This is a genomic window from Streptomyces sp. NPDC043685, assembly GCF_056436585.1.
Genome location: NZ_JBWKCH010000011.1, coordinates 267,329 through 289,061, shown reverse-complemented (window position 1 = coordinate 289,061; position 21,733 = coordinate 267,329). Strand labels below are relative to the sequence as shown.

Annotated in this window: 20 protein-coding genes and 1 pseudogene; 8 read left to right on the top strand and 13 right to left on the bottom strand. The window is 71.4% G+C overall.

Features of this window, described 5'->3' with window-relative positions; all coding sequences use genetic code 11:
- Positions 1–102: 102 nt before the first annotated feature.
- Entirely contained in the window at positions 103–834 is a 732-nt protein-coding gene (locus AC0665_RS32495; RefSeq protein ID WP_478608453.1) for a carbonic anhydrase, read from the top strand.
- A 49-nt stretch (positions 835–883) separates the two neighbouring features.
- Here the strand turns inward: AC0665_RS32495 and AC0665_RS32490 are convergent, their stop codons facing one another.
- Both AC0665_RS32490 and AC0665_RS32485 read right to left on the bottom strand, forming a co-directional pair.
- Positions 884–2,281 (bottom strand): Tat pathway signal sequence domain protein, encoded by a 1,398-nt coding sequence (locus AC0665_RS32490; RefSeq protein WP_478706406.1) that lies wholly within the window; start codon positions 2,279–2,281, stop codon positions 884–886.
- 116 nt (positions 2,282–2,397) lie between these two features.
- Positions 2,398–4,116 (bottom strand): VanW family protein, encoded by a 1,719-nt coding sequence (locus tag AC0665_RS32485; protein WP_478706405.1) that lies wholly within the window; start codon positions 4,114–4,116, stop codon positions 2,398–2,400.
- Positions 4,117–4,331: 215 nt separating this feature from the next.
- Between AC0665_RS32485 and AC0665_RS32480 the strand changes: the two genes are divergently transcribed.
- From AC0665_RS32480 to AC0665_RS32470, 3 genes are all read left to right on the top strand, one after another.
- Positions 4,332–5,597, top strand: a complete 1,266-nt coding sequence (locus AC0665_RS32480; protein ID WP_478706404.1) for a glycosyltransferase family 4 protein — start codon at positions 4,332–4,334, stop codon at positions 5,595–5,597.
- Positions 5,594–6,484: a transferase gene (locus tag AC0665_RS32475; RefSeq protein ID WP_478608462.1), complete on the top strand. Its 891-nt coding sequence runs from the start codon at positions 5,594–5,596 to the stop codon at positions 6,482–6,484. The genes AC0665_RS32480 and AC0665_RS32475 overlap by 4 nt, the downstream gene beginning before the upstream one ends.
- A gap of 190 nt (positions 6,485–6,674) precedes the next feature.
- Positions 6,675–7,334, top strand: a complete 660-nt coding sequence (locus AC0665_RS32470; protein WP_468412550.1) for a YceI family protein — start codon at positions 6,675–6,677, stop codon at positions 7,332–7,334.
- Positions 7,335–7,349: 15 nt separating this feature from the next.
- Here AC0665_RS32470 and AC0665_RS32465 read toward each other — a convergent pair whose 3' ends face one another.
- From AC0665_RS32465 to AC0665_RS32440, 6 genes are all read right to left on the bottom strand, one after another.
- On the bottom strand, positions 7,350–7,847 hold the full coding sequence (locus AC0665_RS32465; protein ID WP_478608465.1) for a molybdenum cofactor biosysynthesis protein: 498 nt from the start codon (positions 7,845–7,847) through the stop codon (positions 7,350–7,352).
- Between the two features lie 85 nt (positions 7,848–7,932).
- Positions 7,933–8,934, bottom strand: coding sequence for an MASE1 domain-containing protein (locus AC0665_RS32460; RefSeq protein WP_478608883.1), 1,002 nt, complete (start codon positions 8,932–8,934; stop codon positions 7,933–7,935).
- 60 nt (positions 8,935–8,994) lie between these two features.
- The gene (locus AC0665_RS32455) at positions 8,995–9,825 is read right to left on the bottom strand and encodes a PP2C family protein-serine/threonine phosphatase (protein ID WP_468412546.1); all 831 of its coding nucleotides are present in this window, start codon (positions 9,823–9,825) and stop codon (positions 8,995–8,997) included.
- A gap of 159 nt (positions 9,826–9,984) precedes the next feature.
- On the bottom strand, positions 9,985–10,767 hold the full coding sequence (locus tag AC0665_RS32450) for a DUF817 domain-containing protein (RefSeq protein WP_478706403.1): 783 nt from the start codon (positions 10,765–10,767) through the stop codon (positions 9,985–9,987).
- A gap of 27 nt (positions 10,768–10,794) precedes the next feature.
- On the bottom strand, positions 10,795–11,409 hold the full coding sequence (locus AC0665_RS32445) for a hypothetical protein (protein ID WP_478706402.1): 615 nt from the start codon (positions 11,407–11,409) through the stop codon (positions 10,795–10,797).
- A 19-nt stretch (positions 11,410–11,428) separates the two neighbouring features.
- On the bottom strand, positions 11,429–12,427 hold the full coding sequence (locus AC0665_RS32440) for an inorganic phosphate transporter (RefSeq protein ID WP_478706401.1): 999 nt from the start codon (positions 12,425–12,427) through the stop codon (positions 11,429–11,431).
- Between the two features lie 140 nt (positions 12,428–12,567).
- On the opposite strand from AC0665_RS32440, the gene AC0665_RS32435 reads away from it, so the two are divergent.
- Complete coding sequence (locus AC0665_RS32435; protein WP_478706400.1) at positions 12,568–13,188, top strand: DUF998 domain-containing protein; 621 nt, start codon at positions 12,568–12,570, stop codon at positions 13,186–13,188.
- A 78-nt stretch (positions 13,189–13,266) separates the two neighbouring features.
- Positions 13,267–14,472: a glycoside hydrolase family 64 protein gene (locus tag AC0665_RS32430; protein WP_468412536.1), complete on the top strand. Its 1,206-nt coding sequence runs from the start codon at positions 13,267–13,269 to the stop codon at positions 14,470–14,472.
- 153 nt (positions 14,473–14,625) lie between these two features.
- Here the strand turns inward: AC0665_RS32430 and AC0665_RS32425 are convergent, their stop codons facing one another.
- The 3 genes from AC0665_RS32425 to AC0665_RS32415 all read right to left on the bottom strand — a co-directional run bounded on the left by AC0665_RS32425 (position 14,626) and on the right by AC0665_RS32415 (position 17,434).
- Entirely contained in the window at positions 14,626–15,051 is a 426-nt protein-coding gene (locus AC0665_RS32425) for a DUF6003 family protein (protein WP_468412534.1), read from the bottom strand.
- 106 nt (positions 15,052–15,157) lie between these two features.
- Complete coding sequence (locus AC0665_RS32420) at positions 15,158–16,522, bottom strand: Fic family protein (protein WP_478706399.1); 1,365 nt, start codon at positions 16,520–16,522, stop codon at positions 15,158–15,160.
- Positions 16,523–16,645: 123 nt separating this feature from the next.
- Positions 16,646–17,434, bottom strand: coding sequence for a restriction endonuclease (locus tag AC0665_RS32415; protein ID WP_468639761.1), 789 nt, complete (start codon positions 17,432–17,434; stop codon positions 16,646–16,648).
- A 1,244-nt stretch (positions 17,435–18,678) separates the two neighbouring features.
- On the opposite strand from AC0665_RS32415, the gene AC0665_RS32410 reads away from it, so the two are divergent.
- Positions 18,679–19,083 carry a DUF6193 family natural product biosynthesis protein gene (locus tag AC0665_RS32410; protein WP_478706398.1) on the top strand — a complete coding sequence of 135 codons (405 nt, stop codon included), beginning with the start codon at positions 18,679–18,681 and terminating at the stop codon, positions 19,081–19,083.
- 80 nt (positions 19,084–19,163) lie between these two features.
- On the opposite strand, the pseudogene AC0665_RS32405 reads toward AC0665_RS32410, so the two are convergent.
- Positions 19,164–19,426, bottom strand: a pseudogene (locus AC0665_RS32405) (FAD-linked oxidase C-terminal domain-containing protein); the annotation flags it as partial.
- A 194-nt stretch (positions 19,427–19,620) separates the two neighbouring features.
- Positions 19,621–20,955: an alpha/beta fold hydrolase gene (locus AC0665_RS32400; protein ID WP_478706397.1), complete on the bottom strand. Its 1,335-nt coding sequence runs from the start codon at positions 20,953–20,955 to the stop codon at positions 19,621–19,623.
- A 68-nt stretch (positions 20,956–21,023) separates the two neighbouring features.
- Here AC0665_RS32400 and AC0665_RS32395 point away from each other — a divergent pair, with 68 nt between their 5' ends.
- Positions 21,024–21,632, top strand: coding sequence for a TetR/AcrR family transcriptional regulator (locus AC0665_RS32395; RefSeq protein WP_478706396.1), 609 nt, complete (start codon positions 21,024–21,026; stop codon positions 21,630–21,632).
- Positions 21,633–21,733: the final 101 nt, after the last annotated feature.

The window sequence follows — 21,733 nt, the reverse complement described above, 5'->3', positions numbered from 1 at the left end:
GACCGTCAAGAAGCCTTCAAGGTAAGAACATCACTTACCCAACTCTCACCATGAAACGGCAAGGACGGCGCTCGAGCCCGCACCCGGGCATACGTTCGGGTCGTGAACACAGATTCCGTTGCCCACAGAGGCGCCGGCCGCCGCACCCTTCTGCGTACCGCCCTGACCGGAGCCGCAGCCGTCGGCGCGGGTGTCGGCGCCATCCGGCCGGCCACGGCCGCCACCCCGGTCCGCGAGACACCCCCGCGGCCCGCCACCCCGCAAGAAGCCCTGAAGGAACTGGCCGCGGGCAATCGCCGCTGGCAGGCCTTCCGGGAGCGGCACCCGCATGAAGACCCCGCCGTGCGGCAGACGTTGGCCACCGGCCAGCATCCCTTCGCGGTCGTCCTCGGCTGCATCGACTCGCGGGTGCCGCCGGAGCTGGTCTTCGACCAGGGGCTGGGGGACCTGATGACCGTGCGCACCGCAGGCGAGGTGCTGGACGAGGCCGTGCTGGGCAGCGTCGCCTACGGCGTGCTGGAGCTCGGCATCCCGCTGGTCGTGGTCCTCGGGCATCAGTCGTGCGGCGCGGTGCGGGCCGCGATCGAGGCAGAGCGGTCCGGGCAGCACCTGCCCGCTCACATGCAGTACCTCGTCGACCAGATACGCCCGGCCATAGACCACGGGCAGGAGGGGGATGCCCGGATCGACGCGACCGTGAGTGCCAACGTCCGGCTCGTCCGTTCGAAACTGGCGGCGGAGCCCGAGCTGGCCGCGAGGATCGGCAGCGGCAAGCTGGCGGTCGTCGGGGCCCGCTACGAACTGACCACCCAGGTCGTCCACCGGCTGGCCTGAGCGTCCACCCCCGGTCCGCCGCGAGTGGCGGCGGACCGGGGCGGGACCGTCACACCCGCAGCGGATTGAACCGGGCCGCCGCCATCAGGTACCAGGCGGTGGCGCCGGTGTGCCGGTAGGGGTAGTAGCCGAAGCCGAACCCCGTGTCCAGCGGACTGCTCGCCGACACCACACCGGACCGCTCGGGCAGTGCCTTCCCGCCGACGGTCTGCCCGCCGCCCAGCTCGTCCTGTGCCTGTTCGGTCGAGGCGAGCAGACGCCGGGCGCGTGCCTCGTCACCACGGGCCCCGCGGTCGCGCAGGGCGAGCGCGAGATGGGCCGTGCCCTCGAACCAGACGCCGTTGCGGTCGGGCCGGGGCTGGCCCTCGGCGATCGGGGCGTCCTCGTCGGCGAGCAGGCTCGCCGAGCTGAAGGTGACGCCCTCGTAGAACTGCCCGGCCGGCACGGTGCTGTTGGTGCGCCCGGAGTGGTCCAGGACGGCCAGCCCGGCCGCGGCCCAGTCCAGCGAACGGGAGAAGCCGCGGGTGCGGTGACCCAGCGCGAGGTGGGTCCAGGTCTGGGTGTCCTCGGGGACCGGGGACCTGTTGATGGTGACGCCGTCGTCGGTGCCGGTGTAGAAGAACCCGCCGGACGGCTCCCACATGCGCCGCACGAAGGCCTCGGCCCGGGCCTGCCGCTCCCGCCACACCCGGTCTCCGGTGAGGACGGCGAGGCGGCCGAAGAGGCAGACGAGATCGGTGTTGTGCTCGGTCGAGGTGAACGGCAGTTTCCGGTTCGCTCCGTCGACGCCGAACTTGTAGCCGCCGAGGGGCTCGTCGGTCCGGCCGGTCCGCTCGATCCATTCACCGATGCGCACGGCACCGGCGAGGAAGCGGCGTGCTCGGGTGCGGCGGGCGAGGGCGCTGAGTGCGATGCCCGCCCAGGCCATGTCGCCCACGGCCGTGCCGGTGAAGCCGAACTGCGTACCGACGTTGGCGGTGCCGTCGGCGCGGACGAAGCCGTCCGGCTGGGGCGAGCCGTCGTAGAAGGTGTACGGCCCGACGTTGTAGGCCTGCCGGAGTCTGCCGTCGTCGTGGGCCGGATCGTGGTCCTGGGCGTAGAGCAGTGCGTCGCCCAGCGTCGTGGCCCGGGTCAGGCCGACGGGGGTGCGGGCGCAGAGGTGGGCCAGGATCGCGAGGGCGTTGTCGTAGGTGAAGGCGGTGCTGAACAGGCCGGCCTGATCGGTGTAGCTCTGGGTCAGGCGGATGGCGCCGTGGTCGGGGTAGGCGTCCATGGCGGCGGCGAGGAAGGCATGCCCGCGGGCCGGGGCCGATGCGGGACGCGTACCGGGAGATCCGGCGGCGAAGGCCTGTCCCGGGCCGGCTGCGGTGAGCCCCGCGGCACTGATGCCGAGTCCGGCACCGATGAGCGAACGCCGGCTGAGCGCCGGGCCTTGTCTGCCAGTCATGGATCTCCCTTGAGAGCGCTCTCAATCAGTGCGCGCTCATTGTGCTGGCGCTCCGGGGCGGGGTCAACGCCTCGGAGGGAAGGGAGAGTTGCCAAGGGCGGCGAGCGGGGGAGGGATCACTCGCAGACGATCTCGTCGCGCGGGGTGTAGTGCGTGCGGTACGGCTCCCGCCGCACTTCCCGGCCGTCGTTGTAGAACACCCGCTCCACGGTGACGTCGAACCCTTCGAGCGGGGTCTGCGGCACGCACTCCTTGTCGTGACTGACCTGCTTCTTCGGCTTGGTCACGTGGGTGCGCGGGCCCGTGACCGACTTGATCTCGTCGTACGCGCGGGTGCCCAGGAACGAGACCGTGACGGAGGTGTCCGTGGACTCGGCCTGTATGGAGAGCGCCTTGCCGGAGTCGTTGGTGAACCGCAGATCCAGGCTGCCCCAGGCGACCGTCGCCTCGCGCCCCTCGGGGTAGCGCTCGATGTAGAAGGAGTGCGCTCCGTGCTCGACCGGCTTGACGCCGGCGAAGAACAGCGCGTTGTACACGGTCGTGGCCACGGAGGAGACGCCGCCGCCGGACGCCTTGGTGAACTTGTCGTCGAGGATGATGATGCCGTCCATGAAGCCGTTGGCCTCGCTGCGCTCCCCGACGGTCCGGTTGAAGCTCCAGGTCTCGCCCGGCCCGACCAGGGAGCCGTTGATGAGCTCCACGGCCCGGCCGATGTTCTTGGTGCGGTACTCGGCCGGTTCGAAGTGGACGGTGAAGGAGGACATCTTCTCCGTCAGGCCCAGTTCCGCGGCGTTCTCGCGGGTCACCTCCGGCTGCGTCTCGCGGACCTTCACCTCACCGCTGCGGGCGGCGCCCGTCCTGCCGAGCAGTGGCAGCACGGCCTCGCCCAGCGCCTTGTCGGTGACCGACCGGCCCACGACGGCGTCCTCGGCCACCACGGCCTTGTCGCCCTCCGCCCGCAGTTTCGCGTTCTCGGCGGTCGTGGTGATGCTGTTCAGCGGGCCGGCCACGGAGGGCTCGGAACGCAGCCCCTTGGCGTCGAGCTCGGGTCTCAATGTGCCGTGCGCGTCCGGCCGCATGGCCAGGTGCTCGCCCAGCGCGTCCGGGCCGACCGTGAACCGTTCGCCGGCCGCCGTGAGCGTGACGGGGCCGGACACGGCCGGTCCGGCGAAGGCGCGTACGGCCCGCCGCACCTCGTCGTCCGTGACCTTCGGCCGGGTCTCGTGGGTGGGCAGGGGAGTGGCCGTACGGGTGGCGCCCCGCAGGAAGGAGTCGCGCAGGGGGCCGACCGAGGCGTTGACGTCCAGGGCGTATCCCGTGCGGGCCGCGACCGTCCGCACCCGGCCGTCGTCGAAGGTGACGGCGCCGTCCCGGACCTTCCGGTCGAGGTCCTTCGCGAGGTGTCCGAGGGCGGCCCGCGCCTTGCCCTCGTCGAGGTGGACGACGGGCTCGATGGCGCCGCCCGAGCGGAAGAGGCCGCCGAACACGCTGAGCGGATCGGCGCCGGTGCGCGCCGCCCGGTCGACGGTCTCCCGGAGGTCGTAGGACAGACCCGCGTCCTCCGGGTCGATCGTCCCGGTGCGGTCACCGACCGTCACGGGGAGGTCCCGTGCGCCGGCCGCGCCCAGCTCCCGTTCCAGTTTCCGCACCGCTTCCGCGCGGCTCAGCCCCCCGATCTCCACCCCGCGCACGGTCGTGCCGGAGTCGATCTCCCCACCGGTCAGGAGCAGGCCGCCGAGATACAGGCCGCCCACCCCCACGGCCAGCGCGCCACCGGCCAGGGCGACGGACGGGAGGGAAGCGACACGTGAGACGGAGGCTGTACGGGGGCGCATGGGTCTCCTGAAGCTCGATATGAGGGTGCACCCGAAACGCGACGATGCGCGGGCAAACACATCCAGCTATCCACACATCGGGGGCATACCGATATGGCCCAGGCCACTTATGCCCGAGATCATTCAGAAATCATCCGGATCGGCAAGGCCGCCGGGCCGGCCACGAAGTGGTAACGACGAACAACGAACAGGTCGTTGACACGGTCTAGGCCATCATGAAGATCTCTTTCCTCATTCACAACGCCTACGGAATCGGAGGCACGATCACCACCACGTTCAACCTGGCAGGGGCCCTGGCCGAGCGGCACGACGTGGAGATCGTCTCCGCCTTACGGCACCGTGAACGCCCGAATCTCGTCCTGGATCCCCGGGTGCGGCTGCGGGCGCTGGTCGACCTGCGCAAAGAAGCGGACCATCCGCTGCACCGGAGACCGGCCAAGGTGTTCCCGGCCGCCGAGTACCGCCACCGCCAGTACAGCGAGCTGACCGACCAGCGCATCGGCGACTGCCTCGCGGCCCTGGACGCCGACGTCGTCATCGGCACCCGCCCCGGCCTCAACGTGCACATCGCCCGCCAGGCTCCCGAGCACGTCCTGCGCGTCGGCCAGGAGCACCTCACGCTGGACAACCACTCGCCGCGGCTGCGCACCGCCCTTCGCCGGGCCTACCGCCGCCTCGACGTGATCACCACCGTCACGGAGGCGGACGCCGCCGCCTACCGCCGCAAGATGTGGCTGCCCGGCGTCCACGTCGAGGCCCTCCCGAACAGCGTCCCGGACCCCGTCCTGCCTCCGGCCGACAGCACCGCCAAGGTCGTGGTCGCCGCGGGCCGCCTGGTCCCGGTCAAGCGCTACGACCTTCTCATCGAGGCGTTCGCCCAGGTCGCCGCCGCGCATCCGGACTGGCAGCTGCGCATCTACGGCAAGGGCGAGGAGCAGCCCAGGCTGCGGGAGCTCATCGAGCGGCTCCACCTGTGGAACAACGTGTTCCTGATGGGCGCGGCGACCCCCATGGAGGCCGAGTGGGCCAAGGGCTCGATCGGCGCGGCCGCGTCCAACTTCGAGCCGTTCGGCATGACCATCGTCGAGGCGATGCGCTGCGGACTGCCCGTCGTCAGCACCGACTGTCCCTACGGCCCCGGCGAGATCATCCAGGACGGGTCCGACGGGCGGCTCGTACCGGTCGGGGACCGCGACGCACTCGCTGCGGCCCTGCTGGAACTCGTCGGCGACGACGAGCGCCGCCGCCGCATGAGCCGGGCCGCCCTGGACCACGCACGCCGCTTCGCCCCGGGCCCCGTCGTCGCCCAGGCCGAACGCCTCCTGGAGACGGCCGCCGCGGCCAGAAGAGGCGGCCATGCGGCCGCACCACACGACCACCGCACCCGCGGCGTCCTGGCCGGCCGGGGTCACGCCGCCCGTGACGCCGCCCACGCCGCCGCCACCGGCGTACTGCGCTCGATACGGAAGGGCCGCCGATGAACACCCCGGAGAACCGCACGACCGGTACGCACGAGGGCCTGACGCCGAAGACCGAGCAGGACACGGGGACGAGCCCGCGGCACGGCGGCGCCGATCCGGAGCCGCGCGCCGACTGCGTGATCGACACAGACGGCCGGATCACCTTCCGGCTGCCGCCCGGCCCTGCTGCTCACCCCAGGCTGCTCCTGCGGCTGCGGCCCAAGAAGGGCCGGGCCGAGACCGCCCCCGATGACCTCGAACTGAAGCTCGACCAAGCCGACGGCCACCGGCACGCCGTGCTGGAACCGCACCCGGCTCTCGCCGAAGGCCGCTGGGACGTGTACCTGCTGCCCGAACCGGATGCCGAGCGCCGTCGGCTGCGCCCCGGCCTGCGGGATCTGCGGGCCCTGGTCGACGGGCACCTGCGCGACCGCACCTCGCCGGTCGCCGTCAGGATCCCCTACGTCACGAAGGACGGCTTCCTCGCCCTCAGGGCGTGGCGGCGCACCGCCCACGCGGAGGCCCGCGCCATCGACGTCACGGAAGGGGCCGTCGACGTCACGGCCCGCCTGCACGGTGCGGAACTCGGCGAGGACGCCACCGTGCGGCTGCGCCTGCGGGGCACCGACACCGTACGGACCCTCCGCCCCCGCACCGACGGCGACGGCAGGGGCTTCTCCTTCACCGTCGGCCCCGGGGAGCTGACGGGCGACGGCGGGGGCGCGGCCCGGATCTGGGACGTCTTCGTCCGGCCCGCCTCCGAGGCGCAGCCGGTCCGGGTCGGCCGGCTGCTCGATGACGTGGCGGACCGCAAGCACGTGTTCGTCTATCCGGCGATCACGGCGGACGGCGCCACCCTGCGCCCTTACTACACCGTCGACAACGACCTGGCGATCGAGGTGACGTGAGGCCATTCGCCGAAATGCCCGACATGGAAATTCCCGGATTCCGGATGGCTGTTCCGGTGAGGGGCCGGGACAGTCATGTGTGGGTTTTGTGCGAAGCGGCGGCAAAAGGTGGGGCGGGGACTCGTTCTCAACAGCCGTACATCGGGCGGGGACTTGCGGCCATAACCAAACTCAAGTACCTAGATGAATCATGAACTTGTTCAACCGTGTGGTGCCGTCCCGGCGGCAGGCACCGCTCCCCCCACAGCGCCCCGTCGGCGCATCGGCGTCCTCCACTGCCGTGCTGCCGGACCCCGGCCTGGCGAATCTGTCCGGCGAATGGGTCGTCGACCCCGCGCACAGCAGGATCGGCTTCTCCGTCCGGCACGCCATGGTGACCACCGTGCGCGGTTGTTTCCTGGAGTACGAAAGCCGGCTCTACTTCGACGCGCACGACCCCACACGGTCACGGGCCGACATCACGCTGTTCACCTCCAGTGTCGACACCGGCGTGGAACAGCGTGACGCGCACCTGGTGGGGCGTGACTTCCTCGATGCCGCGACCTATCCGCGTATGCGCTTCACCAGCACGGCGGTGGAGCAGACGGGCGCCGACCTGTTCAGCATGTGGGGCGAACTGACCATCAAAGGCGTCTCGCGGCCCGTCGTACTCGACATGACCTATATCGGAAATGTCACCGACCCCTTCGGCTATGACCGGGTGGGCTTCGACGGCACCACCACCATCAACCGCTCCGACTGGGGCCTGACGTACAACAGCAGGCTCGCCGAGGGCGGCGCGATGGTGAGCGAGAAGGTGCGTCTGCAGCTCGACATCGCCGCCATCCGCACGCCTCCGACGGGCGGCTGACCGCCCCCGGGCGCCTCACGGCCCGGCGTCGGCACCGGCCACGACCCGGAACGTGGCCGGGCCGAGCGTGAGCACCCCGTCGCTCAGCGGCGTGCACCGCACGCCGCCCCGGCCGCGCAGGGCCCGTTGCGCGCCCGGGCCGATGGTCACGTCCATCCACGCGCAGGGCCGGGCGGGACGCCTCACCGCGAACTCCACCGGCCCCGTGCCGCAGTCCAGCGAGACCGTCGCCCCGACGAAGGAGTCGATGTCGACGCCCCTGAGCAGGATGTTCCGGCGGGTGTGCCGCAGGTCGGCGCCGGCCGGAAGGCTCTCGGAGGCCATGAGGGTCACCGCCGCGTTCCGGTGGGCGGGCCGGGCGTAGTAGCGGTCGCCCAGGAGCCCCAGGTGGCGGCGTACCTCCACGCGGGTGACCCGCTCGTCGGCCGGTCCGGGGGACGGCCCGTCGGACGGCCGTCCGGCCAGCCGGTGCGCGGGCGACACCAGCAGTTGCAGCACCTCCACCTCGGCCATGACGCCACCCTACGTCCGGGGGTGACCGCCGTCGGCCGTCGAGGTGCGTCGGCGGCGCCAGGACGCCGGGGTGCCGCCCGACTGATCACTCCTCGGGTCGCCGCACGGGCCTGCCGTCCTCCACCGGGGCCCGGGCGTCCGCCGCCTCGCCCGCGGTGAGGTGCTCCAGGACTTCCACCAGCTCCTGACAGGCGCGCTCCACGGAACGCCGCGTGAGGATCTGCTCGGTGATCACGGCCGACAGGATCAGGGCCGTGAGCGCCATGGCCCCGTTGAAGGCCTGGAGCTTCATCATCACCTCGACCCGGCTGAGCCGTTCGAACGGCCCGACCCGGTCGGTCGCCGCAACCGTGGTCATGATCGAGGCGAACAGCGCGCACATCAGGCTCCCGGCCAGCTGGAAGCGCAGAGCCGCCCAGATCAGCAGGGGGTAGATGAGGAACAGCAGGCTGACCGAGCTCTGCGCGGCCAGCGGCACCAGACAGCAGGCGATGACCGCGAGCCCCGTGGCCTCCTTCCAGCGTGACAGGCGCAGTGGCAGTCGCACACGGGACAGCAGGAGCAGGATCGGGGTGACGATCAGCACGCCCATGGCGTCGCCCACCCACCAGGCCAGCCACACCGCCCAGAAGCCCGACCACTCGATCCGGCCCGTGGCGATGAGGATCCCGGCGCCGGTGGTCGAGCTGATCAGCATGGCGGCGAAGGCGCCCAGGAACACCAGGGCGAGACCGTCCCGCAGCCGCGTGAGGTCGGTGCGGAAACCCGCCCGCCGCAGCAGCAGGTAGCCGACGACGGGGGCGGCGGTGTTGCCCGCCAGGACGCCGAGAGCCGACGGCGTCAGCGAGGTGAGGGACATGATGATGAAGAGGGCGCCCAGGGCGATCCCCGGCCAGCAGCGCAGCCCGAGGATCAGCAGGCAGGCGACCGAGACGCCGGTGGGAGGCCAGATGGGGGTGACGACCGCCCCCTCCACGACCAGTTCCCGCAGCAGCCCCAGCTCGCCGGAGACGTAATAGCAGGCGGCGACGACCGGCGTCTGCAGAGCGATGACGACCGGCGTGCGCAGATCCTGGCTACCCACCACAGCAGCCATGAGACACCGGCACCGCCGCCCGGGCGAGGCGGGAGCGGGCGTCGTGCGGCCCTATGGCTGAGCGTCCGGCCCGTCGAGCCCGACGACCAGGACGGCCGCGTCGTCGTCGTGGCCCACCCGCTCGGCACCCTTGATCACGGCCGCCGCGAGCGCGTCCACGTCCATGCCCGCCACCGCCGCCGTGCCCGCGAGCCGTGTCACCTGGTCGAGTCCTTCCTCCAGCCGCATCGACGGCCCCTCCACCACGCCGTCCGTGAGCAGCACGAACACCCCACCCGTCGCGAGTTCGTACCGGGTCACCGGATAGGGCGTCCCGGCCTGCACCCCGAGGGGCGGACCGCCCTCGTCCTCGGTGAGGCCGGACTTCCCGTCCGGTGTCGCCCAGACGCACGGCAGATGTCCGGCCCGCGCGCTCTCCAGCACGCCGGCACACGGGTCGAGCCGCATGAAGGTGCAGGTGGCGAACAGGTCGGAGCCCAGGGACAGCAGCAGATCGTTGGTCCGGGCCAGCACCTCGCCCGGATCGCTGGTCACCGAGGCCAGCGCCCGCAGCCCGGCCCGGACCTGCCCCATGAAGGCGGCCGCCTCGATGTTGTGGCCCTGGACGTCCCCGATGGCCAGACCGATCCGGCCGTCACCCAGCGTGAAGGCGTCGTACCAGTCACCGCCCACGTTGAGGCCCTGGCACGCTGGCGTATACCGCACGGCCAGGTGCAGGCGGCGTGCCCGGGGCAGATCCCGCGGCAGCATGCCGCGTTGCAGCGCGATCGCGAGTTCGACCCGGGACCGCTGCATCTCGGCCTGTGCGCGCGCCTGCGCGGTCAGGGCCCCGAGCCGGGTCAGCAGCTCGTCGCCGTCGTCCGTCGTGCCGGTGCGGGACATGGATCACTCCGGCGAGGATGGCCACGGTGGGTGACGACCGTGGAGGGAATCACCCGATTTATGTCCATAGGATGATACTCAGGTGCGCCCTGCGCGACGACTTCTGGACCTGTGCGACGACTTCACGACCCGGCCGCGACTTCACGGCCTCGGCGGCCCTCACCGCCCCTCCCGCGCCGCCGCGCCGTCCGTACGCCGTCCCACCGCCGCCAGCACGAACGTCACGCTGATGAGCAACGCCCAGGCCCCGAACTTGTGCAGCCCCACCGGTTCCCAGCCGTGCTCCTGGTACGGGTAGCGCCACGCGCCGGCCAGGGTCGCCAGGTTCTCCGCCACCCACAGGAAGAAGCCGATCAGCACGAACGCCGACACCAGCGGCATCCGCCGGCGCACCCCGCGCACGGTGAAGCGCACCGACGTGCCCGCCGTCACCGCCACGAGCAGCCCGGCCAGCACCCAGCGCGCGTCGGGCAGCCAGTGGTGGCTGAAGAAGTTGACGTACACGGCCGCGGCGACCAGGGCCGTCGCACGGGGCCGGTAGCGCACGAGCTCCAGGTCGAACAGATGCCAGGCCCGGCACACGTAGCTGCTCACGGCCGCGTACAGAAAGCCGCCGTACAGCGGCACACCGGCCACCTTCAGCACCGCCGGCTCCGGGTAGCTCCAGGAGCCGAGCGCCACCTTCACCAGTTCGAAGGCCAGGCCGATGACATGGCAGACCGCGATGACGGCGACGTCCCGCCCGCTCTCCCAGCCGCGGGCCCAGAACACCAGCGTGAGCAGGAGCCCGTAGCCGACCAGCAGGTCGTACCGCGCCACCGGCAGGTCGGGCAGCAGCGCGGACGCGGCCACGCCGGACAGCAGGGCGATGGCGAACGCGCACGCCCGCGTCTGCGTCCAGGCGAACGCGAGCAGCGAGCCGAAGGTGCCGGCAGGGATCATGGTGCCCTGTAGGACGGCACCGTGCGCCTACCGGTTGCAGGGCGTCCGCGCGCTCGGCCCGCGGCCGTCCGTGCGGTCCCGTGCCCGGGCGACGGCGTGCCGCAACAGCCGGGACAGCCGCTGATCCGCGTCAGGCGCCGCGCTCAGCACCCGCAGGGCATGTTCGAGTCGCCGCCGCCCCGGCCCGCGCCACCACAGCAGATCGGCGACGCGCACCGCCGGGCCGCCCGCGGGACGCGAGGCGAGCCTCTCCGCTCGGCGGCGGCACGCACAGCCGTGCCGCGCCAGACGCCGCGAACCGGGACGCACCCCGCGGGCCTCGTCCACGACCGCGCCGACGAGCTGCGGCGCGTAACACCGGTCCGGCGGGCGGGCGTCGGCGAGATCGGCGGCCAGCGGCCACAAGGCACGCCGGGCGCCGTCACCGACACGGTCATTGACCACCCGGGCCAGGGCCGCGAGCGCCGGGTGCGTTCCGGCCGGACTGTCGGTGAAAGGACCGCCGGACAGCAGCGCGGCGGCCTCCATGAGACAGGCGCCGTCGTCGGGGTGCAGATGGGCGAATCGCCCGGGCGCGGGGAGGCCGTCCGGGACCCCGGTGGGGGAGTGCGCGGCCGTCCGGCGGCCGGGGAGAGCGGTCATGGAAGGCCTCCCGCTGTGATCACAGACCGGTGACGGCGCGCAGGAGGAGATACAGCGCCGCGGCCGGGATCCCCGCGCCGGGAAAGGTGAGGATCCAGGCGGTACCGATCGAACGGGCCACCTGCCAGCGTACGGCCGAGAAGCGCCGCGTGGCACCGGCACCGAGAATGGCCGCGGTGATCGTCTGGGTGGTGGAGATCGGCGCCTTGACCAGGAACGCGGTCGTGTAGAGGACGGCCGCGGCGGCGCTCTCGGCGGCGAAGCCGCGCGGCGGGTCGAGGTGCACGATGCGCCGCCCCAGGGTGGTGATGATGCGGCGCCCGCCGGTGTACGTCCCGGCGGCCATGGCGACCGCCACGGCGGCGATCACCCACACCGGCACCGAGAAGTCCTCCTGCAGGCCGGCCGTGACCAGTGCCAGCACGATGACGCCCATGGTCTTCTGCGCGTCCTGCAAGCCGTGCCCCAGACCCATGGCGGCGGCGGAGACGGTCTGTGCCAGGCGGAACCGCCGCATGGTGCGCCGGGGCGGCGAGCGGCGGAACAGCCACAGAACGCCCGTGTGCAGCAGGTACCCGAGCACCACGCCGACCAGCGGGGACAGCAGCATCGGCAGGACGACCTTGTCCACGATGCCCGACCAGTGCACCGTGGCGGACGCGGCGAGCGCGGCACCGACCAGCCCGCCGATCAGGGCGTGCGAGGAGGACGTGGGCAGCCCGCGCCACCAGGTGAAGAGGTTCCAGGCGATGGCACCGATGAGCGCGCACAGGACCAGCAGCAGTCCCGAGCTCCCCTGCGGCGCCCCGATGATGCCGCTGCCCACGGTCTGGGCGACCCCGGTACCCAGGAAGGCACCGCAGAAGTTCATCACCGCGGCCATGGCCAGTGCCACACGCGGTGTCAGGGCCCTGGTGGAGATCGAGGTGGCGATCGCGTTCGCGGCGTCGTGGAAGCCATTGGTGAAGTCGAACGTCAGGCCCACGATGATGATCAGCACCACGAGAGTGAGCTCCACGCCGATCACCTTTCACCGCCCGGCCGCACGTTTTTCCATCGTGCGCTTCCTTCGGCGGAGCGGAGGGTGCGACTACGCCACGTGGGGCGCCGCCTTCGCGGGAACGCGACGCCGACGAAGGCCCGTTCTACGGTGTCCTGATGCGATCTGTTCCTTTATGGGTGCTGGTGTCGTCGGGGTGCGCGCCGGTCTTCCTGATCATGGGGTGGCTGGTGGCGGCGTCAGTGCAGGGACCTCCCTACGACCCCGCCGCCCAGACCATCAGCGTCCTGGCGGCTCCCGGCAACGAGGGGTCCTGGGTGATGACGGTGGCGTTCATCGCCCTGGGGTTCTGTCATCTGCTGACGGCCTGGGGGTTGCGCCCGGCCGCGACCGCGGGGCGGATGGCCCTGGCGGCCGGGGGAGTGGCGGCGCTGGCGGTGGCCGTGTTCCCGGCCCCGAGCAGCGGTGGTTCCCTGAGTCACGGCTCGGTGACCGCCGTGGCGTTCGCCGTTCTGGCCGCATGGCCCGTCCTGGCCGCCAGGGGCGGTGCCGCCGTGCCGTGGGCCCTGCGCCCGTTCCCCTCCCTGGGGGCCACCGCCGTCATGGCGGCAGGCGCGGCCTGGTTCCTGATCGAGCTCCACTTGCACGGCGTGGCGGGCGTGGCCGAACGCGCCGTGACCACCATGCAGTCGGTGTGGCCCTTCGTCGTCGTCCTCTCCTGTCTGCGCGCCTCCCCGCGCGCGGCTGCCCGGCCTGACCGAGGACGCTTCAACCATTGACAGGTCCGGACCAAAGCGGAACGCTGAGAGCGCTCTCACGCACTCACGAATCGGCCAACCGTCGAACGGAGACAGAGCGTGTTCCCCACTCTCAAACGCCGGGCCGCGGCTGTGGGACTGACCCTTGCCACGGTCCTCGCCGGCTCCCTGCTGGCGACCGGGACGGGCGCGCCGGCCCACGCCGCCGTCCCCGCGACCATCCCCCTGAAGATCACCAACAACTCGGCCCGCGGCGAGCAGCTGTACATCTACAACCTCGGCACGGACCTCGCCACCGGACGCCAGGGCTGGGCCGACGCGGGCGGCACCTTCCACCCCTGGCCGGCCGGAGGCAACCCCCCGACCCCCGCCCCCGACGCCTCGATCCCGGGCCCGGCTGCAGGGCAGTCGGCGACCATCCGCATGCCGAAGTTCTCCGGCCGCGTCTACTTCTCCTACGGTCAGAAACTGGTCTTCAAGCTCACCACCGGAGGCCTGGTCCAGCCCGCCGTGCAGAACCCGACCGACCCCAACCGGAACATCCTCTTCAACTGGTCCGAGTACACGCTCAACGACTCGGGTCTGTGGATCAACAGCACCCAGGTCGACATGTTCTCCGCTCCCTACGCGGTGGGAGTGCAGCGGGCCGACGGAAGCACCGTGAGCACCGGGCGGCTCAGGCCCGGTGGGTACAACGGCTTCTTCAACGCCCTCAGGGGACAGCCCGGCGGCTGGGCCAACCTGATCCAGACCCGCCCCGACGGCACCGTGCTGCGGGCCCTGTCGCCGCTGTACGGACTGGAGACGGGCGCCCTGCCGGCCACCGTCATGGACGACTACATCAACCGCGTGTGGCAGAAGTACTCCACCTCGACCCTGACAGTCACCCCGTTCGCCGACCGGCCCGGCACCAAGTACTACGGACGGGTCTCCGGTGGCGTCATGAACTTCACCGACAGCGCCGGGACCGTGGTCACCAGCTTCCAGAAGCCGGACGCCTCTTCCGTCTTCGGCTGCCACCGACGGCTCGACGCCCCGAACGACCAGGTGCGCGGCCCGATCTCGCGCACCCTGTGCGCCGGCTTCAACCGCTCCACCCTGCTGGTCAACGCCAACCAGCCCGACGCCGGTTCCGCCGACTTCTACAAGGACGCCGTCACCAATCACTACGCGCGCAAGATCCATGCCCAGATGGCGGACGGAAAGGCGTACGCCTTCGCCTTCGATGACGTGGGCCACCACGAATCACTGGTGCACGACGGCGATCCGCGCCAGGCCTACCTCACGCTCGACCCGCTGAACTGACGTCCGTGCCCTATGGCGGCTGAAGCGCCGCAGAGCCTTTCGCCGCGTAGGCGACCGTCCTTCACGACCGCGCACGTCGATCGGCCCCGCCAGGTGTTTCCCGCCCGGCGGGGCCGATCGGTCCGTGTCGCGCCAGGGCGGCGCGCCGAGTGGTCACCCGTTCGCGGCGGCGGTCACCGTGGCGGGGTCCACCCCCGTCAGTTCGACGATGCGGTGCGGTGCCACACCGGCGGCCAGCGCGCGTCCGATCAGACCGTCCCGCCCGTCCGCACTGTCCCGGTAGGCGAGCAGTTCCTCCTCCAGCCGGGCCAGCGGCTCCGGTGCCATCTGGTGACGGAGGCGGTTCAGCTCCTCCTCGCTCAGCGGCACCGGCAGCCGTTCCGCTCCCTCGGGCACGGCCGCCGTCTCCTCCGGAGGCAGCAGACGCAGGTGGGGCGAGGTCGGGGTGCTGCCCTGAGCGTCGAGCCAGGCGCGGACGGCGGGAGTCTCCATACAGGCGAGTTCGCCGACGGCGGCGGGCGGGACACCGAGCGGCGCGGACGCGTCGTCAAGCAGGAACAGGTAGGCGTCGTCGGTCATCCACGGCTCCTTGTCGACAGGTGGCTGATCGACATCCCCTTACCCCGCCGAGCCCGGATTACCGCCGGGTCCCACGGATGGGTAAAGCCACCCGTCCGGGGTGTGCTCACCCTGCGGCAGCACGGCGCCGGGTCTCGGCGAGATGCATGTCGATGTACCGGGCGAGGACGAGAGCTTCGCGCGGATCGCCGGCCCGGAAGCTGACACGGCGCAGCAGGGTGACGTCGTCCAGCGTGATGCCCTCCCGGGCGAGGACGAAGAGCAGGGTGAGGAAGGCGGAGCGGGCGTTGCCGTCGTCGAAGGGATGGAAGAAACACACGTCGAGGTAGGCGCGCCCCGCGCGGGCGGTCAGGGGGAGGGGCCGTTCGGCGTCGAAGGCGCTCTCGGCGAGGCAGGCGTCCAGGCGGGCCCGCATGTCGGGGCCGATGCCGTAGCGCTCCCGGCCGCCCTTCGCGAAGGCGGGCAGAGTGCGCAGGGGCGGGAGGTGCGGGGTGCCCAGCACGTGCCGCTGCCAGCGCTGCAACCGCGCGAAGTCGAGGCCGGCGTCGTGGGCGGCGTCCGCCCGCAGTTCCTCCAGCGCGTCGAGCAGACCACGGGCACGCGCCGGGTCCAGGGCGCCGTCGAAGCCGCGGATGTCCTCGGCCGCGCCGTCATGGCACGCCACCACCGGCTCCTCCGTGCCGCTGTCCTGGAGCTCCTGCCACGGCACGCTCGCGCGCACCGCGAGCCAGCGCTCCAGATGGTCCGGCAGCGGCTCGGGAGGCGGCGCGTGGTCCTCCGGCCCCAGTGAGCGCGCGAGCCGCTCGGCGACGTCGTCGACCAGCGTGATGTCAGGGCCGGTCCAGCTTTCGAACCGCCCGCCGATCGCACGGTCGACGAGCTCTTCCGCGACATCGGGCGCCACGGACCAGCGCTCGAGGAACCAGGTGAGCACCTGATGGCAGTGCCCGTGCCAGCCACTGCCGCACCCGGTGCGGTCGGTCACCTGAAGAATCAGATTGCGGGCGGCCCGCTCCCACACGATGCGGTTGTCCTCGACGGTGTCCAGGTCCAGCGGGTACGCGTCCATCCACCCGGCGAGGCTCTCGAGCCAGGCACGCCATTCGCACAGGGCGGCGACCACCCGGGGGAGTGTCTCCTCGGGCGTGGTGATCGAGTCCCGCGGGCAGCACCAGGCGCCCACCGGCCCGCCGTCGAAGTCTCCTTCGTCGTGCGACCAGCGCCAGCCCGCGGCCCAACGGCCGTAGTGCCGGATCAGGGCGTGGGACATGGCATCGGCCCACAGGTCGGCCTCATCCCGGCTCCAGGCGGTCATGACCGGGTCGGCGAAGGGGACATCCGGCCGACGCGGCACACGCCGGGCCGGCCCGAGCGAGTGGACCACGTGCGCCGCCGCGTCCGCGTCGAAGGGATGACGGGCGGGGTCCACTTCGCCCCAGCTCAGAAGCCGTGGCGTCAGATCAGGTGTCACACCGGGAGCATGACACGTCGACCCCGCACCCGATCAAGCGGATTGTCGTCGGCCCCAGCCGGTCCCCCGCTCGCCGGCAGAGCGGGGCGCCCCGAGGATGTGGATGTCGATGAGCGTTGTTCCTCAATACCCGGCACCGGCTGTCTCCCACCCGGCCGCTCCGCCACCCAGGGCGGCCTCCCAGGGGCGGGGGCCGGTCCCCTCCGTCCACGCCTCCAGGGCTTCCCGGTCCACGCACACGATGCCGCACTGGTCGGCGTACTCCACCGCCGGCGCGGTGAAGTCGCTCGTGCAGACGAGCACGGCGACGTCGGCCTCGTGCACGGTGAAGCACGTACCGCCGAAACGCTGGAGGTCCTGGGAACCGACCCGGTGGGACGGGTCGTAGTGCTTGCACTGGACGACGATCCGCCGGCCGTCGGGGGTCGTCGCCACGACATCGGCGCCCAAGTCGCCCGCACCTCCCACGACTTCGACGCCGGAGCAGCCGTCCCGTTCGCAGAGCGCGGCTATCGCCTCCTCGAACTCCTCCGGCGTCAGGGCGTCGTAGTCGACGGCGACCTCCACGACCTCGGTGGCGACCTCGGCGGTCGCCCGAGGGCGGGGAACCACGGGGGCCTCCAGCACCTCGGCGGCCTCCCTCGCCGCCTCGTCGAGCGCTGCCGCGGCCCGGCGGGCCGCTCGTGCCACGTGCACCCGGCGCCGCAGGCCCAAAAGCCCCGCCACGCCTATCACAACCAGCACGAACATCCAGGCGGGACGCCGCTCCACGGCATCCGCCAGCACGCGCGCGGCGAGGCCCAGGAGGCACACGACCACGGCGAGGAACACGAAGAACAAGGCAGTCGACCGAAGATCGAACCGGTACCGACGACGCTTGACGAACGACGTACGACGCGCGGGCACTGTCACGACATCCCCCCTCTTGGGACCACGGCAAGATCACTCCCACCGTCTGCCCAAGATCGCCACCTTCACCGCCGGCACCCGGTGTGTGACATGTCCTCCCTCACCGTTCCCGGACGCGCCACCACCACCAGCGCCCCGCCGTCCACTCGCTCGCCCACCCCGGATCGGGGAGCGTACGGCGCTCGAACTCCGCGTCGATCCGCTCCACCAGGACCCAGATCGGCCCGGGCTCCGCTCGGCAGGCGGCGAAGGGCCTCTTCCAGGTCGTCCCGGCCGTCCTCGATCTCGATGCCAGGGCTCTCGTAAGGACCGGCCAGATACCGCCCCGGTTGCCGGAAGGCCCACTCGAACCGGCTGAGCGCGTCAGCCACGGCGTCGGGCCAGAGTTGCTCGGCCTCAACTCGTCTTATCGCCGCGCGAGTTCGAGCGGAGACGTACGGAATCCGGCGGACCGGCAGATGCTTGCGGGGCCGCCACCGCTCAGCGCGGACGGCCTTCGGACGCCTACGCGGCATTGTCCTTTCGGATCATGAACATGTGGGCATTCTGTCACGGCAGGTATTCGCCGGGGGAGGGAGTTACAGTCGCACGCATGGCACACGCACGCTCCACCGGACCCACGGGCTTCAGGTAGCCGCCAGGAGATACCTGGTGATCGCCGCGAACGGAGATCCCGTGGCTCGCACCGCCCGCCATCTTCCCCCTTCACCCGACCGGAGTGGAGACGACACATCGTCAGGAGGCCCCTGGCGTACGGCCGTTCTCCACGACCTCCGCTACAGCGCACGGTGCTTCACCGAAGCGGCCAGGGAGTCCAGAAAGCCCCGACCCCGAAGAATCCGGCGCACAGTGGAGATCTACTCGTACCCTCGACACCGGCAGGATCGCTCGGTCGCCGAATGGTCCTCGGTGGAAGAGCGCCGGGCGCGGCAGCGGCTGCGTGGTCAAGTCGGCACAGTGCTGCGCCTGGTGAATTCAGCATCGGGCCACATCACGCTCGATGCGGCTGACTTGGTGGACGTTCCCCCGGCGCGTCACCGACGCGGTTCCCTCTGGCTCGCCTGAGGGCTGTCCCCTGAAGTGAGGCGTCAGGGGATGTGCGGCATCGACCTGCGTGGTCGGTGCTGTGGAGAGGAGCTGACTGACGGGGTGGCAGATGCGATGTCGGCGAAGCAGGTCCTCATCGGAGAGGAAGGCGAACGACGACCTGCGAACCAGCCCGTTGTGGAGTCAGCTAATGTCCGAGCATGGTGGAGAAGGACATACGCGGGACAGCGCCAGATGACCCTGTGGCAGCCAAGTGGCAGGACGTGCGGGACATGGACGAGGCCTTCATCGACAAAGACCTGGTAGAGGCCGCATACGCAAACCCCGCCCTCCGGGCTCTGTTTCCGCTGGTCACCCATGGATCGCTGCAGTTCAGCCGGTGCACCCGCTTCCCTTGGTCGCAAGACCTGCCCTCGATCTTCCCCTACGACGGCGAACGGTACTTCCGCGTTCGTCGGCTGCATGAGCCGCTCGGTTCGGGGCGGGAGCAGATCGGTTGCCCTGTCACCGCCGACGAGGCCGTGGAACTCGTAGCCGCGCACCTCCCCCCAGGCTGTGGTCCTGCCCTTGACGGCACGCCCGACGACCTCGAGTCGCTCAGCTGAGTCACCTGGCCCGTCCGGCTGCCGTGCGTACGAGCGGCCGCGGGCCCGGCCGCGCCGGCGGCCGGAGGAACAGAGATCGGTCAGTCGATCAGAACGCCCGGATTGAGGATGTGATGCGGGTCCAGGCGTCCTTGGCGGCGCGCAGCGCCAGTGCGAAGGGCTCCGGGCGTTGCAGGTCGTAGCCGGGCCGGTGGTCGCGGCCGACGGCATGGTGGTGGGTGATGGTGGCACGGTGACGGTGCAGGACCTCGCCCGCGGCAGCCTTGACGTCGTCCCAGATGCCGACCTCCTCGCCGGGGCGGCCTGCTACGGCCACGGTGACATAGGGGGCCGCGCCATCGGGGACCCGCTGGACGCCGACGCGCTCGCCCATGCCTGGCGCGGACTGTGCACCGCGCTCGTCCGCTGGTGGGTCAAACACCCCGACGAGTCACCCGACGCCATGGCCCGGCGCTGCGCCCGGCTCTTCGCGGCCGGCCGCGCCCTCCTCGCGGAGCCGGATGAGTGACGGGCCGGGCGTCACTCATCCGCGCGCGTTCACTCGTGGTCGCGCAGGAAAGCGGGGACGGTCTCGCGAGTCGGGTGGTTCGGCAGCGGCGCCGGTTCGCCCTGGAGAAAGGCGGTGATCACCGCGGCCGCACGGTCGTCGTTGTCGTCGAGGCCGTTCCACATGTGGTGCCCGACTCCGGGCATGTACTGCGTGCGTTCGACGGCGGGGTCGTGGGTGAGGACGGCGGTCGCCCACTGACGGACCTGCGAGGAGCATTCGGCGATCATCAGCATCGCCGGGGTCCGTGATCGACCCAGGCGCGGTGCGATGGACGGGGAGTCCTTGATGGTCTGCTGAATCCGCAGGCTGGCGGCGGGGCTGAAAGAGAAGTTCTGTGCGGTGTCCTCGGTGGGGATGCGGTGCGCGTCGCGCGCGCAGTACGCCGAGGCGGTGTCACTGCCGAGGTCCGCGGCGGTGAAGGCGTTCACGCCCTCGGCCTGTCCGATCAACCCGGTGCCGGGGGAGAGGAGTCCGAGTCGCATGAGGCCGAACGCCACGGCGTAGCGGGGGACATGGGTCGATCGAGGGCCGGTCATGGCCGGCGCGAGTCCGCGTGCGGAGCTTTTGCCCTTGTGGCCGGTGATGTGCGCGGTGGGTCCGTCCATGGGTCCGGGTTCGGCGATGATCGCCCGGTGCAGGCGCGCGGCGATCCGCGGATCGGCCAGGGCCCGGGTGAGCACCGCCCCACCTGCCGAGAAGCCGAGGATGTCGGCCTTGCCCTCGTCCAGGCGGTCGACGAAGGCGGCGAGGTCGCGCACCGACCTGGAGATCGTGTACTGGTCCATGGGGAGCAGGTCGCTCCGTCCGGCACCGGCCGGTTCATAGGCGTAGACGTCATGGCCCTGGCGTGCCAGGAGTCGCAGGAACCGGTGGTCGAGCACCGAGATGCCCCGAACGGGGCCGCCGTTGAGGTACACGAACGGGACGGGGTGTCTGGGCACGCTGCGTGCCGGCGGGTAGTGGTAGACCGCGACTCGGCTGCCCGTGCTCAGCTTCCAGTGCTGCGTGGCCGCGAAGGGCAGGGCGGGCGGGCGTTGCCGTTGCACCGGCACGGTCGGAACGCAGACCGACGCCGTCAACGCCGCGGCGACGGCCACCGGCAACAAGGGCACGAGCCGTGCCGGCCAGGCCCGACGGCGACCCCGCCACAGCGCGAGAGCGCCCCCGGCCCCGATGGCCGTCGACCATGCGACCAGCCCCGAACCCGCTCCGTCCGTCAGGGCGATCAGTGCGAGGAACACGACGACCAGCGCCGCTACGGCGGCCAGGGTCAGCGACAACCGCCCGGTGAAGCGGGCGAGGCGTATGAAGAATGCGGGCACGGCGAACCTCCGACAGTTTCAGAACGTCGTTTCAAAACGACGTTATCAGTAGAGGTAGGCTGCTGTGCGTGGGTAGGCCGAGAACGAACGACGAAGCCGTCCGAGAGCGGCTCGTGAGCTGTGCGACCGAAATGCTCGCCACGCGACCCCGGGAGTCCGTCACGGTTCGCGCCGTGGCGGCCGCCGCCGACGCGTCCACGACAGCGGTGTACTCCCTGTTCGGCGGAAAGGACGGCCTGATCGGCGCCGTACGGGACAGGGCCGTCGCGGGGTTGTTCCAAGAGGTGTCGGCGGTACGCCCCTCAGAGGACCCGCTCGCCGACGTCTACGCGCTGGCCGTCGCCTATCGGCGCTGGGGTCGCGGACACCGGCACCTGTACACGGTGTTGTTCGGCGGCGTGCAGTCCTTCGACCCGTCGGGGGAGGTCGGCGGAAACGACCCGGTCCGTCCGCTCCTCGCGGCGATCGACCGCGCCTTGACGGAGTCCGTCCTCGAAGGCGACGCGACAACGATCGCCCTGTCGCTCTGGGCGGCCATGCACGGGCTGGTGACTCTGGAACTGGCCGGAGCCCTCGGCGGCGCCACGGCCGAGGCCGCGTTCCGGTCGACCATGCACGCCACGCTGCGCGGCTGGACGACCCCCGAGGTGTTCACCGGCCTTCGGCAAGGCGGCTGACTGACGAATCGGTGGCCTGGCCCGTGTGCGGACCTGACCGGTCGGGAGGTCCGAGACCTGTACGGCCCGATGGCCCCACACCCTTGCGGGCCCTACGACCT